Genomic DNA, 14,140 nt, shown 5'->3' on the forward strand with positions numbered 1-14,140 from the left:
GATGGGAGCGAAAGACGGATTTATCCAATTCAAAAGAGAAACACCTGTAAGCCGGGATCCAAAAGAGCGGATTGGAGATTACAGAGAAATATACGAGCCATTTTCTGGCGAAAAACTCAATCATCAGGCAGCCCGATGCATGGATTGCGGAGTGCCCTTCTGCCACAACGGTTGTCCGCTGGGTAATGTAATCCCGGAGTTTAATGACGCAGTGTACAACAAAGAATGGGCTCAGGCCATCAATATTCTACGCAGCACGAATAACTTCCCGGAGTTTACCGGCAGAATCTGCCCAGCCCCTTGCGAGGCCAGCTGCGTCCTTGGTATCAACAAAGACCCCGTGGCCATTGAGCTGATCGAAAAAAGCATTGCTGAAAAAGCCTATGAGCTGGGATTGATCAAAGCCAATCCGCCTGCCAAAAGAACAGGAAAAAAAGTGGCTGTCATCGGCTCGGGTCCTGCAGGACTGGCTGCTGCAGACCAGCTAAACCAAGCAGGTCATGAGGTAACGCTTTTTGAAAAGGATGCGAAAGTAGGAGGCTTACTTCGATACGGGATTCCTGACTTCAAATTGGAAAAATGGGTCATCGACCGCCGCATTGAATTGATGAGACAGGAAGGAGTGATCTTTTCGACCAAAACAGAAATTGGTTTCAATATCAAGGCTGAAAGTGTCCTTCAAAACTACGATGCAGTGGTTCTTTCTACCGGTGCGCAGCAACCTCGAGCATTAAATATCAAAGGGGACAAGTTGAAAGGAGTGCATTTTGCGATGGAGTTCCTGGGCAAACAGAATCAGGTCATTGGTGGGGAATTGGGTGAAAACCCGATTTCAGCCAAAGGAAAACATGTCATCGTCATTGGTGGCGGGGACACCGGAAGTGACTGCATTGGCACCTCCAATCGTCATGGTGCTGCTTCTATCACTCAATTGGAATTGCTACCAAAGCCGCCAAAGCAGCGAAACATCTTAAATCCATGGCCAGAATGGCCCATGACGTTGAGAACATCCAGCTCTCATGAAGAGGGTGCTGATCGAATGTTTTCGATCCTGACCAAAGAATTTGTGGGAAATGAAAGGGGTGAAGTCACCGGACTGACCCTAGTGGATATCGAGTGGAAGGAAAAAGGCGGACGGATGACTTTCGAAGAAATTCCGGGTACCGAACGCACAGTCCCTTGCGATCTCGCCTTTATTGCCATTGGATACATGGGGCCCGCTCAAAATGGTCTTTTACAGGCTTTTGGAGTGGAAACATTAGAAAACAGCCTTCCAAAATCAAAGAATTTCCAGAGTACAAACCCGAAGGTTTTCCTGGCAGGAGACATGCGCAGAGGCCAATCCTTGGTCGTATGGGCAATTTCCGAAGGCAGGGAAGCAGCTGTCAAAGTAGATGAATTCCTCATGGGGTCATCGACGCTACCGATGAAGGATGCTTCGTTCTTTGAGGTAGAAGAGCAAATCGCGGGTTAATGTCAGCATAAATCTTTTGGGCTTATGCTGACTCCCAATAGTACCCTGTTTAGTTGACCCACCTGCGATATAGAAAGCCCCGCGATGCGGGGCTTTCTTCATTTATCTTCCTCCATCCCGATGCTGACGGTGTTGGGGTTGAAAATCTCTCCTATCTTCGATCATTCCCCCTGGCCTTCTACCGGGCCGCCGATCCATTTTGATCTCTTCCCATTGCTTTCTTTGCTCCTCAGTCAGGACTTCGTTGATTTTCTCTTCTTGGGCTTTCATCTCAGCCTTTCTTGATTCCATTTCAGCCCGTTGCTTTTCCATTTCGGCTGTGCGTTTTTTCGCATGCTCGAGGTTTATTGCAAGGACTTTCTGCTTTTGCTCCTCCGTAAGCTTCAATTCGGAGGCCATCCGCTCGGTCATGCGCTGGGCACGCTCCTCAGGACTTGGCATTTTTCTTTGGTCTTGGGCAGCCACGCCCAGGCTCATCATGGTCAGTACTACTGCCCCAATCATCCATTGTTTCATAGTTGTTTTGGTTTGTTTGAAGATTAGACCCGTAGAACCTATTTGGGTTTAAATCTGCCTTCAAATCAACCTGTTAAGAAACCTTAAACTCCACTCTTTTCCTCGATCAATTCCTTCCGCTCGGAGGCACGAACATACTTTGGCTTGATCAGCAACCTGAGACTTGGATCAAAGCTCAGGTAATTCCAAGACCAATCAAGGAAAATGAAAAGCTTATTTTTCACCCCCAAAATGGCCATCAGGTGGACAAACAGCCAAGTCAACCACGCCAGTGCACCTTGGAATTTGAGAAAAGGCAAATCCACTACAGCCCGTTTCCTTCCCACGGTGGCCATCGATCCCAAATCTTTGTAGGTAAATGGAACGATTGCCTTACCAGAGGTAAGTTTATTTAAGTTTTGAGCAAGATTTTTTGCCTGTTGAATTGCCACCTGAGCGACCTGAGGATGACCTTTGGGAAAATTACCGGTCGGCATCAGGCATTGATCTCCCAATACAAAAATCCCTTCTGCATCCTTCAATTGATTGAATTCATCAACAAACAGCCTTCCATTTCCGGAATATTGGTCTGGGCTCAAACCATCTATTCGGTTGGGTTTGATTCCAGCTGCCCAAAGTAAGGTTTGTGTCTGAATAGGATCTTTTCCCTCCAAGGACACCTCATGACCATCATAATCCAAAACCCGGGTACCCAGGTAAACTTCCACTCCCAATTGCACTAAATAATCCAAGGCTTTTTGTTGGGCCTCTAAAGACATCGCCCCCAACAAACTGGGGCCTGCTTCGATCAACACCACTTTCATGTTTTTAAAACTTAGCTCCGGATAATCTTTGGGAAACACATTATTCCTCAATTCGGCCATAGCCCCTGCCAACTCTACCCCAGTCGGGCCTCCACCTACAATCACCACATTCATCAGAGATTTACGGTCCTCCATTCGCTCAATGTTGATGGCTCGTTCGTAGTTGGAAATGATTTTGTTTCGGATGTAAAGCGCTTCCGAAACGGTCTTCATGGGAGAGGAAAAGTTTTCAATATTTTTTGACCCGAAATAATTGGTATCGGCCCCCATGGCCAATACCAGGTAATCGTATTCGATAAATCCAATATCCGTGAAAAGCTTTTTTCTGTCCTTATCTACCTGGAGTACCTCAGCCATGCGGAAACTCACATTTTTGGTATTATGGAAAATCTTTCTCAGAGGAAAGGAAATGGCACTTGGCTCCAAACCTGCGGTGGCCACCTGATAAAAAAGCGGCTGGAACTGGTGATAATTGTTTTTATCCAAGAGGATTACCTGAAAAGGTTTATTTCTCAGGCTTCTGGCAAGTTTTAATCCGGCAAATCCGGCTCCGACAATAACTACTTTGGGAAGGCCTAGCTGGGGTAGATTTGGAATAGACTGATCAAAGGGAGAGTTCATTGAAAAAAGGTTTACTCTTTACACGAAATCTCACCAAGCTATGTCTACAATTTTTGAACAATTCAGTCACAGGAGATGAGATAATTGACCTTCGGCTAAGAAAAAGAATTTGCTATTTTTGCCCTCCACAAACGAGCAAATCCATGGGAAGAGCATTTGAATTCCGAAAAGAGAGAAAATTCAAGCGTTGGGACAAAATGTCCAAAGTATTTACCCGCTTGGGCAAAGAAATAGTGATGGCTGTCAAGTCCGGAGGACCTGACCCGATCAGCAATGCGAAGCTGAGAACTGTCATCCAAAACGCCAAAGGCGCTCAAATGCCCAAGGACAGGATTGAGGCTGCAATCAAGCGTGCTTCCAACAAGGATGAGAAGGATTACGAAGAAGTAGTATACGAAGGTTATGGTCCATTTGGGATAGCAATCATTGTAGAAACCTCCACAGACAATACCAACCGGACGGTAGCCAATGTCCGCTCTTACTTTACCAAGGCTGGCGGTTCTTTGGGGACATCAGGCTCCGTTAGCTTTATGTTTGACCGAAAGGCTGTATTCCGATTTGCAAAAGCTAACTATGATTTGGATGAGCTTGAACTCGAACTGATCGACTTTGGTCTGACTGAAATTGCCGAAAACGAGGGGGAGATCTTTGCATACACGGAGTTTGAAGACTTTGGAAGCATGCAAAAAGCATTGGAGGACCGAGGGATTGAAATCATTTCTGCGGATTTTCAGCGTTTCCCAAGTACCCTTACCGAGTTGACTGAGGAGCAAGAAGAAATCATTAACAAACTGATCGATCGTCTGGAAGAAGATGATGATGTAAATCAGGTATTTACCAATATGGCCTAAGGCTTGCGCCTGGCTTTGCTATGAGTTTTAAAAGAAGAGAAAATTTCCGACCCACTGACAAACTGCTGGTCCTGGTCGGAAGCAAAAATCCGGTAAAAATTTCCTGTACCGAAGATGCTTTTACCCGAGCATTCAATAGTTCATTCCTGGTAGAGGGCATCAATGCCTCCTCAGGTGTACCAGAGCAGCCAGTTGGAGAGCGAGAAACCCTCCTAGGTGCCAAAAACAGAGCCTACAATTCCAGGGAAGTGTTCCCGGAAGCCAACTATTGGGTGGGAATCGAAGGGGGAGTGGATGAGGATGAAAAGGGTATGTTTGCCTTTGCCTGGATTTTTATTCTGGATAATTCAGGTAAAACAAGTCAGTCCAAAACGGGTACATTCTACCTTCCTACTCAGGTTGCTGAACTGGTTAGAAACGGAATGGAACTTGGAAAAGCTGACGATTTGATTTTCGAACAAGAAAATTCCAAACAGCAAGGGGGTTCGGTAGGAATTTTGACTCAAGGAGTGATCAACCGGGAAGAATATTACCGACAAGCGATCATTTTGGCCTTGATTCCTTTTCTAAATAAACCCCTGTTTTATTAAGCAGATCTGAATTTTAGGGCCAAAATCCTTGTATCAACACGAAAAAAAATGGAAGAATTTGGTTTATTGAAATAAATCGCTTCATTTACATCAAAATGCAGTTCAAATAAACATTTGATCTCTTCACAGAGTTTTAAGTTTGTAAAAGTTGTTTTGGTCACCTCCACCCTAAGTACTAAACCTCCTCCGGGAGGTTTATTTTTTTAGGTTTTCAAGGAATCGGGTCAGCGCGATCCTCCAATCCGGGTCTGCATCCCATTCAGGGCCAATGAATAATTCATCTCTCACTAAAAAACGGATATAATACTTGACCACCGTTTTGAAACCTTCCTCTCCGGCGATAGGCTCGAGTCCCATACTTTTCATCAAATCGGCCTGCCGTCCTTCCACTTTGACAAGAAGAAATTGGACACGGTCAGCGATCAGCTGTTGGGAAGTTTTTGCCTCAGTCAGCCATTCGATTTGGTGGGGATAGTTTGCTTCAAAAATGCTCTGAATCTGTGATTTTTGAGCGGCTTGCTCTGCCAAAATCGAAGCTTCGGATTTGCCATACAGGTCATATCGAAAATAACTCATCGCTCCTGTCTCTGCCGAAGATCCCTCCAGCGGAATTCCCAGCTTGAAAACTTCCAGGTTTAGGGGATTTCTGGGAAGAAAGCGCTGGACTGACTGTGCTGTTTCCTGAGTGCTTATTGAAGGAAATTCTGCCACATCAATGACCAAAAGATTTTGTGATTTGGCAGTTTTTCCCAATTCTGCCAACATTCTTCCTGCTTCATTCCAATCTTTTCCAGAGACTCCAAAAAGAGAGGCTGAGGAAATAATTTTTCCATCTCTGGAAAAAGGCCCTACATGGATGCTCAAATTTTCCTTTTGCCGAGTGACCAGAATGATGTTTTGGACCTGTCTTTGTAAAAATGCCTTCGCATAATCTGCCTGTCTTGCCTCGGAAAGAGCCACTTGCTCCAGCTCAAAATATGCCACTGGATCTGCTCCCGCCTTGACTAGATACTTGTGCACACTGTCTGCCAGCTGCTGCCAGGCCAATACCGGACGTGCACCCGGATCTGTGGAAACCACCACAACTGACTTGCCCTCAAAAAAAGAGTTCGGCAAACTGCCTTGAGCATTTACGAGGGGAGTCAGAGCAAGAAAAAAAACAAAAGCAAAGATATATTTCATGCGATTCCTGAGGTGAAGACAGATCGGTCTGTATTTTTACGAATATACATAACGAACAATAGGTATCCAGATGAATTCTCCAGTGCACAAATTAATTACAATAATTCTAGTTCTTATCTCCTCTTGGAGCTCTTTTGCCCAGGAAGTCAACTCAAAAAAACTACTCCAGCACATCGAATATCTCTCTTCAGATGACTTAGCCGGCCGAAAACCCCTCAGTGACGGTAGCATGAAAGCAAGAAAATACATCTTGGATGAACTCACCTCTTTCGACTTGGTGGAGCCTCTTTATCCTGATTTCATTCAGAACTTTTCTTTTCTCAACCAGCGAGAGGTCAAAAACTACAAGGATGCTGCCAACTTGGTGGCGTTCATTCCCGGCAGCCAGTCCAGAAAAGTCATCGTGATCACAGCACACTATGACCATGTGGGAATAGGAAAAGCGGATAGCAAGGGAGACTCCATCTATAATGGTGCTGATGACAATGCCTCCGGCACCGCAGCATTAATGGTCTTAGCGGAGTACTTTTCACAAAACCGCCCTAAACACGGAATGATGTTTGTCGCTTTGGATGCTGAGGAAATGGGTCTCAGGGGAGCCCGCGCACTGGTCAATGATTTTCCGTATCCCCTGGATCAAATCGTGTTGAATCTCAACATGGACATGCTTTCCAGAAGTGATAAAAACGAGCTGTATATCTCAGGGACATATTACTATCCACGATTTAAAACCATTTTGGAAAAAGTGGCCAACGGATCCAATCCCACATTACGCTTTGGACATGACGAACCCGGTACTGGAAGCAATGACTGGACAAAATCCTCGGACCACGGAGCTTTTTTTGAAAAGAAAGTACCTCACCTGTACTTCGGTGTGGAGGACCATATCGACTACCACAAACCCAGTGATGAGTTCAAAAATATCCAACCCCAATTCTATATCAATGCCGTCAACCTTGTACTAAAATCCCTGATCGCGTTGGATACTGAATTGCTGGAATAGCGCGAACGTTTTGTATCTTCTCTGCTAAATGAGGACCTTAATCTTTTTGTGCTTTGGGAAAAAATGATCTGATCACCCGCCTACTCATCTGGAGACTCAGACACATGAGCAATCAGACCTTCATTCTGATCTTGAGTGGTTTGATCGGTATCTTTTCCGGATTGGCTGCGGTCGTCTTAAAAACAGCTGTGCATGGTATTCAAAAATTCCTGACCGAGGATTTTTATACCGAGTATGCCAATTTCATGTACATATTATATCCCCTGATCGGGATCTCATCGGCATTTCTGATCGGAAAATTTATTCTGAAAGACGTCGGAGGGCATGGCATCCCAGATGTCCTTTTTAACATATCCAAAAACTCCAGTCTAATTCCCCGGGTCAAAACGTACAGTAGAGTCATTACTTCGGCTTTGACGGTCGGATTTGGCGGATCTGTTGGATTGGAAGCTCCCATGGTGATGACGGGATCGGCCATCGGTTCCAATGTAGGAGTCTTAATGCACTTGAATGCAAAAAAGAGAACCCTACTGATCGGTTGCGGGGCTGCAGGAGCAATTTCGGCAATCTTCGGAGCTCCTATTGGTGCAGTTATATTCGCGATTGAGGTTATTTTGATGGAAATCAGTACGGCGAGTTTTATTCCTCTGCTGATAGCATCGGTAACCGGCTCACTTACTTCCATGATTTTGATCGGAGAAGAATCCTTGTTCAATTTCAACCTCAAGGATTCATTTCAGGCAGCCCACATGCCGTATTACTTGCTCCTTGGGATCATTTGTGGATTTGTCTCGCTTTATTTCAGCCAGCTGGTGCGGTCTACCGAAAAAATCATGGATGACATCGGGGATCAATGGATGAGGATTACTTACGGTGGAGCATTTTTAGGATTTATGGTGTTCTTTTTCCCTCCAATCTATGGCGAGGGTTATGATACCCTCAACATTCTGATCGAAGGCACCTCTGCAGAAGTATTGGACAAAAGCCCCTTTTTCTCAGCCATAGAAAATCCCGTCATGATCTTGGTGTTTCTGGTATTGATTATTCTCCTCAAACCCATCGCATCGGCTATTACGATTGGGGCAGGCGGAAGCGGGGGAATTTTTGCACCTTCCCTGTATGTGGGAGGTATCACCGGATTCGTATTTGCTTTTGCAAAAAACATGTTTGGCTTCCACATTCCCCTCCCTTTGGCTCATTTTACCCTAGTCGCGATGTGTGGAGTCATGGCTGGTGTCCAACACGCCCCACTTTCTGCCATATTCCTAATAGCCGAACTGACGGGAGGATATGAACTTTTTGTCCCCTTGATGTTTGTCTCAGCTATTTCATTCATCACCAAAACCTCATTTCAAAAGGACAGTCTCTACACCTTGCAACTTAAAGCCCAAGGGAAGCATTTGCCGGAAACCAAAGACCAGGAATTGCTCGAAACCATCAGCATCACCCAAGTAATCGAGCGTGACTTACTACCCATCCATCCTGAGGCTCATTTGGAGGACTTGATAGAACGGGTTAAAATTTCCAAGCGCAATATTTTCCCGGTGGTGGATGAGGCCCAAACCCTCCACGGAATCATCACACTGGACGACATCAGAGACATCATGTTTGATCCGGAAAAGCAAAAAACAGTACTCATCCGTCAGCTCATGCACAGTCCCCCAGAAATCCTATTTTCAACTGAAAATATGCAATCTGCTATGGAAAAATTCGAGCGATCGGGTGCTTGGAATCTGCCTGTACTGGAGGAAAACAAGTATTTGGGCTTCGTCTCCAAAGCAAGAATATTCAATGCTTATCGAAAAAGATTGATTCGACAAAAGCAGGATTAAACCCAAATTGAAATAAAATTTGGATTGGGAAATTATCCACGGGCACCACAAAAATATTCATCATTTTTTTTCAGTTAGCTTCATTTATCCACAAAATCAACTACAGCGATCAAGTCATAACTTGTTGTTTTTTAACATTTTATATACCAATCAAAGATGGGTGTGGATAAATAATTGAATTTGTGGATAAATTTTCCTTGCGTTTTTTCTTCTTCAAATGCGCGTCATAAAGCCACTTTTTGGAATTCGGACATCTGGAAAAAATCCTCCAAAATCTCTTCCGAAAGAGCGGTAATACTTCACGCTTTTTAGAATATTATTTGGAAAAGAATTTTGAACCCCTCCTTGAATCGTTTTGAATTGGTGATGTTAAAAACATTAGGTTTAAAATATTGAAAAAATTAAAATTTAACATGGAAAATTCAAATTATGCCCCAACTCCCAAAGGGGCTAAATTGTTCATCTGCCTCATGATCCAAGCTTGTCTACCTCTGATATATCCCGTAGGCCGGGCTGGACTCCATCTCCTGGGATTGGGCAATACAGCCGCTATCAATGCGGCTTGACTCTGGGAAAGTTTGGAGGCACTTTTGTTGAAATAGGTTTGTGCGGCTGCTTCAATACCATAGACACCTTCTCCCATTTCAATGACATTGAGATAAACTTCCAAAATGCGTTCTTTGGACCACAGCAACTCTACCAATACGGTGAAATAGGCTTCCAGCCCTTTTCTCACATAACTCCTGGAAGGCCATAAAAAAACGTTCTTGACCGTCTGTTGGGTAATGGTACTGGCACCTTTGATCCGCTTTCCCTTTTTGTTGTTTTCCCAGGCTTTCTCCATTGCTTCAAAATCGAAACCTCGGTGATCCATGAATTTCTGGTCCTCCGCCGCGACCACGGCCTGGGGCGCATGTCTGGACATTTTTTCTATAGAAACCCAGTCTTTGTACAGGCGCATTTCCTTTTTGGAGTCAAATGCTTGTTCAGCAAGGCGAATGACCATCAGAGGCGTCACCGGAACAGGCACAAAACGATATAGGATAACCAGTCCGATCGAAATGCCAAAAAACCAAAGGGTGACTTTGAGGATTACTCTTCCTATCCAACGGATGATCTTCATACCAGGGAATTTAATTTTTCAAACACAAAGAGATATAAAATTCCGAGTATACGCAATTTTGCGAATTTGCTATTTTTCATGGCATAGGGTTGAAAGCTGGTCATTTTGTGAGACCGAACAAAATCAACCCCCTATCAGAGCATAGAAATACATTCAAGAGGTCAAAGATTGAAGTTTACCGGATTATTTAAACTATTGATTCACCTACCTGACATGTTGGCTTTTTCCCCTTTTCCGACCATCAAGGTCACGAATCAAACAAAAGGCAGGGTAAGCCGTCAAGAATAAATCTCTTGAATAAAGACCATAAAAAAAGGGCCGAAGCCCTTGAATTAAGGTTTGGCAACCTTTTTTAAAATCACCGGTGCGCTCAACTTGGAAGCAACAGTCTCCATAAAATATTTGAGATCTCCATAATTTTTCACGGGAATCAGGCTACTTCTGATATCCAACTTGGCAGTAACCTTGAGTACTTCTCCCAAATTTTCTACTGAATAATTAAACCCAACCAATCCACCAGATATCGTAATATTTTCATTGGTAGGGAAGTCATCTACCTCATATCCCTCAGGCACTTGAATATTGGCAGTGTAAATTTCACTGAAGGGATAATCGAAATCTACCGGAAACACCCGATACTCCTGGGTAAATGGATTTTTGGAAAAAGAAGAAACCTTTAAGGGATTAAAAACCAGGGTCTCCGCCTCATTTGCACCTTTCATTACATAGTCAAAGCTCGAATTCACATAATTATTTTCTTCCAATAAATTTTCCACTTTGGCATTTCTCACTTCCATCAACAAGCCATCACTACTAAACATCTCCTCCAATGGTTTTTCCGATTTTTTGTACCGCTCGACTGCATGCATCACCTGAAGTCCCTGATAGTGATGGCTTCGAAGCGTATTTTTAATAATAAGCTCACCGGTTTCTTTGTCCAGATAAGCTGTTGAAATAACCAAATTGTTGGACTGATGCTTTATCGGAATATCGATCAACTGACTTTTTCCTTTTTGTACCAAAAAGCCACCTTTAACCTGCTTGTCAATGTCCACATAGCCGAATGGAGCTTGCGAATCACTCAGGTCAATAAATTGCTGTTGACCATCCAACTCCGCCAAAAGCAGGATCTCATCAAATTGATTCAGAAAAGGAAACAGGATGAGGTCACTTCTACCATACCCTTTGCTTCCAATCAAAACCGGATCACAGGTAATTCCCTGAGAGCGAAGCACCCCCATATAAGCCAAGATCAGTTCTCCGGGTGTTCCTTTTTTGGATTTCAACAACTGATTGAGTGACTGATTAGGATAGATCCAATCCTCTCCTTCGTTGATAAAATTATCTCGGATATAATAATACGCACGCGCTGCTTTTTCTTTCTGTGTCCCTTTGGACATATCCAGGGAAAACAATTCCCTCTCCAAAGCTGAAGTTTTGTAATACCCTTTGGTGGTGTATCCTTCAATCAACTCATCTCCCAATTTTTCCCAGGTATTCAATACGTCGACAAATTCTCCTCCGCCGGACTGATATCGGGAAAGCTGGAACTCTACCCGCTCCTGATAATCCCGATAGTTTTTCATGTACGGCTCTTCTTTGAGCGAGTGGAGATCTCTCAATTCCCAGGAGTATAGTCCATTATTTGCTACTCTTTTGGATTTGGTGAAAAAATGCTGACCCTGACCAATCATTTTATATTCAAATTGAGGGACCATATTGATCTGGTATTTGGAGAAGATCGTAGGAATACTTCGCTGAAAGGACCACCCATCCAAAAAAGTAAGGTTTTTGTCTCCTTTTTTGTAGCTGTATTCGAGTATTGAACCTACCTGTGCGTCCGGAAATGAAATCCGGGCCTCTGAATATCCCTCACCTAGATCAACCATATGGATGTGTTCCTTTCCGATTTTGGTCTCTACATATTGCCCATCGACCGCATGATAGAGCTGCGCCTTGATACCTGAAATATTTTCCGTTCCGGAACTTCCCCTGTAGAAGCGGATTCGAACATCTGCATATTCTTTACCTGCTTCGGTCAATATTTTGAGTCGGTAGAAATAGCTGGTTTCGAGCATTCCTCCGAAAAACCGTGAGTCCCCGCTGGAAGCTAAAATCACAGCCGGTGCTCCGGATTCATAGGGGACTTCAGTCATAGCCCATTCAGTTTCGCTGATCTCACCCATCTTGATGGATTGTGCCGGGAGGTGGGTATAGCCAAGAAAAAGGACTAGGCCCAAAAAGAATTTATTCATAGTGAAGGGTACTTAAAGTGGTTTTTACAAAGGCAGGAGTGTGGTCAAATTTGGTATTGATCTCCTTAATGAGAATGGATTTTTGGTCGGATTTTAAGTCAGGGTCCAAGTGAATGGATACTTTTCGAAGTACATGAACAGTTTTACCTGATTTGGAAAAAGTCAACAAGCCTTCGTAGCCCGTACCGCTTACTTTAATTTCCCGTTGATTTCCTCCTTCCATTTCGAGGTCATCAGGAAGTAATATTTCATAGCTATCCTCCCTTTCTAAAAAATTAGAAGACAACTGCGAAGCTGTTATTCTGGCCAAAAAAGGCCTGAATATTACTCGCTTAGCAGTCGATTGGGTAAATCGCTGAACTACACCTTCGTACTTGATTTCAGAGGTAGGAATACTGTCTTTACGATCGATTTTTATGGAAAAATCCTGAACAATCAAGCCGGCAACTGCTGAATTCTGATTGAGGTAATCTCTTTTCTCGCGATCGTCCATCCGGGCACTGATCTCCCGTGCGAGCATGGCCGGATTCCCCTGATTTTCCCAAATGCTTTCAATTTGAGCAGCACCTTGGGTATCCAAAGAAAGTTTGGAATGGGAAGAAATTTTATTCCATTCTGAATCCAGGTAGGTGGGGGTTTTGCTCAAATATCCACCATCCGGAGTAATGACCAATACATGCCTATTGCTGGTAAAATTTCCCAAATATCCGGGTGGATTGAGGTTAGATGTACATTCCAGCCAAATCGGATCTTTATCTGTGGGAACTTTCAGAATCACGTGGTTAAACTGGTTGGAGGGAAGATCTATTTCGATATCCTCCTCCCCAATACCAGCGTTGACTAAGGTGTAAAAAGAAGGAATCCCGGCCACTTCCAACATGGACTTCATGAAATTGGTCAATGCTTTACAATCTCCAAACTTGTTGTCTACCACTTCTTTGGCAGTCATAGTCTGCCATCCACCTATCCCCAACTGAATACTGACATAGCGGTAGTTTCGCTGCAGGTAATCATAGAGAATAGCCACTTTTTCAAAGGGAGAATTTGCATCTTTTACCAACGAAAGGATTTGGTTTTTGACCGATTCGGGGAGTTCTCCTCTACCTTCATTCAATTTATTTTGCCAAGAAGCTAATCCAGCCCAATCATTCATCTCCCCCTGAAATTCATTGACAGCAAATTTGACAGGCGCAAGTAAAAGTTTGGGATCCATTTCCAAGTCAAATGAAGGAGTCTGTACCTCAAGATCTTTCTCTATCCAAATCATGGTGGTGATTCCTCCTTCTTCTTTGGTTTCCTTAGTGCCCGTAAGATTAAGTTCTTTGAATTTCAACCCCATTTCTGTGGGATAATGAAAAATCAAGGTTGATTCCTTCACCTTTTGGTAATTGGACTTGACCGGCATCCATTCGGGGTAATAAAAATTGCTCTTTTTGAGAATTTCCGTTCTAATCTTTACCAATACAGGGTATCGTGGAGCAGAAAGCTCAAAGTACTTATAGCGATCGTCCAGCAAAAAATCAGAACTTGACACAGCCCGTTCAGTCATATCTTTTAAGCGGGCCTTTTTAATCGTTTTACCCCCCAAAGGTTCAATCATTTCCAATTGAAAATCCTTGATATCCTGCAATTTGTTAAAACCCAAAACTACCATACCGTGCTTCAAGCCTTCGGCGCTCAAAATGGTCAGGGATTTTTCATCCACGACAGATAGAGAATAATCTTGATGAAGTCTGTAAGTGATTTTTTGCTCTAAATGAGAGTGGACAGGGGCTTCTTTCTGCACTTTTGCAGTATCCTGAAATCCAAAAAGTTCAATACTTAAGAGGATTCCAAAAAGTAAATTCAACATATTTAAACGGAAATAACCCTTGCAAAGAGAGATTAGTT

General features: G+C 43.6%; 11 protein-coding genes. 5 read left to right on the plus strand and 6 right to left on the minus strand.

Annotation, left to right across the window (positions count from 1 at the left end):
• Position 1 precedes the first annotated feature (1 nt).
• Complete coding sequence (locus tag CLV31_RS02410; RefSeq protein WP_111391292.1) at positions 2–1,474, plus strand: glutamate synthase subunit beta; 1,473 nt, start codon at positions 2–4, stop codon at positions 1,472–1,474.
• A gap of 102 nt (positions 1,475–1,576) precedes the next feature.
• Here the strand turns inward: CLV31_RS02410 and CLV31_RS02415 are convergent, their stop codons facing one another.
• Both CLV31_RS02415 and CLV31_RS02420 read right to left on the minus strand, forming a co-directional pair.
• Positions 1,577–1,990, minus strand: coding sequence for a DUF4890 domain-containing protein (locus tag CLV31_RS02415; RefSeq protein WP_111391293.1), 414 nt, complete (start codon positions 1,988–1,990; stop codon positions 1,577–1,579).
• An 83-nt stretch (positions 1,991–2,073) separates the two neighbouring features.
• Positions 2,074–3,414, minus strand: a complete 1,341-nt coding sequence (locus CLV31_RS02420) for an NAD(P)/FAD-dependent oxidoreductase (protein WP_111391294.1) — start codon at positions 3,412–3,414, stop codon at positions 2,074–2,076.
• 143 nt (positions 3,415–3,557) lie between these two features.
• Here CLV31_RS02420 and CLV31_RS02425 point away from each other — a divergent pair, with 143 nt between their 5' ends.
• The gene (locus CLV31_RS02425) at positions 3,558–4,265 is read left to right on the plus strand and encodes a YebC/PmpR family DNA-binding transcriptional regulator (protein WP_111391295.1); all 708 of its coding nucleotides are present in this window, start codon (positions 3,558–3,560) and stop codon (positions 4,263–4,265) included.
• A 20-nt stretch (positions 4,266–4,285) separates the two neighbouring features.
• On the plus strand, positions 4,286–4,855 hold the full coding sequence (gene yjjX, locus CLV31_RS02430) for an inosine/xanthosine triphosphatase (RefSeq protein WP_111391296.1): 570 nt from the start codon (positions 4,286–4,288) through the stop codon (positions 4,853–4,855).
• Between the two features lie 195 nt (positions 4,856–5,050).
• Here yjjX and CLV31_RS02435 read toward each other — a convergent pair whose 3' ends face one another.
• Positions 5,051–6,037 (minus strand): NTPase, encoded by a 987-nt coding sequence (locus tag CLV31_RS02435; protein ID WP_111391297.1) that lies wholly within the window; start codon positions 6,035–6,037, stop codon positions 5,051–5,053.
• A 70-nt stretch (positions 6,038–6,107) separates the two neighbouring features.
• On the opposite strand from CLV31_RS02435, the gene CLV31_RS02440 reads away from it, so the two are divergent.
• Together CLV31_RS02440 and CLV31_RS02445 are read left to right on the plus strand one after the other, a co-directional pair.
• Positions 6,108–7,040, plus strand: coding sequence for a M28 family peptidase (locus tag CLV31_RS02440; protein WP_111391298.1), 933 nt, complete (start codon positions 6,108–6,110; stop codon positions 7,038–7,040).
• A 104-nt stretch (positions 7,041–7,144) separates the two neighbouring features.
• A complete protein-coding gene (locus tag CLV31_RS02445; RefSeq protein ID WP_111391646.1) occupies positions 7,145–8,872 on the plus strand; it encodes a chloride channel protein in 1,728 nt (575 codons plus the stop codon).
• A gap of 427 nt (positions 8,873–9,299) precedes the next feature.
• Here the strand turns inward: CLV31_RS02445 and mtgA are convergent, their stop codons facing one another.
• From mtgA to CLV31_RS02460, 3 genes are all read right to left on the minus strand, one after another.
• Positions 9,300–9,995 carry a monofunctional biosynthetic peptidoglycan transglycosylase gene (gene mtgA, locus CLV31_RS02450; RefSeq protein ID WP_111391299.1) on the minus strand — a complete coding sequence of 232 codons (696 nt, stop codon included), beginning with the start codon at positions 9,993–9,995 and terminating at the stop codon, positions 9,300–9,302.
• A gap of 332 nt (positions 9,996–10,327) precedes the next feature.
• The gene (locus tag CLV31_RS02455) at positions 10,328–12,250 is read right to left on the minus strand and encodes a DUF3857 domain-containing protein (RefSeq protein ID WP_111391300.1); all 1,923 of its coding nucleotides are present in this window, start codon (positions 12,248–12,250) and stop codon (positions 10,328–10,330) included.
• Positions 12,243–14,102, minus strand: coding sequence for a DUF3857 domain-containing protein (locus tag CLV31_RS02460; RefSeq protein WP_111391301.1), 1,860 nt, complete (start codon positions 14,100–14,102; stop codon positions 12,243–12,245). The genes CLV31_RS02455 and CLV31_RS02460 overlap by 8 nt, the downstream gene beginning before the upstream one ends.
• Between the last annotated feature and the right edge of the window lie 38 nt (positions 14,103–14,140).

This window comes from Algoriphagus aquaeductus (assembly GCF_003253485.1).
GTDB lineage: Bacteria > Bacteroidota > Bacteroidia > Cytophagales > Cyclobacteriaceae > Algoriphagus > Algoriphagus aquaeductus.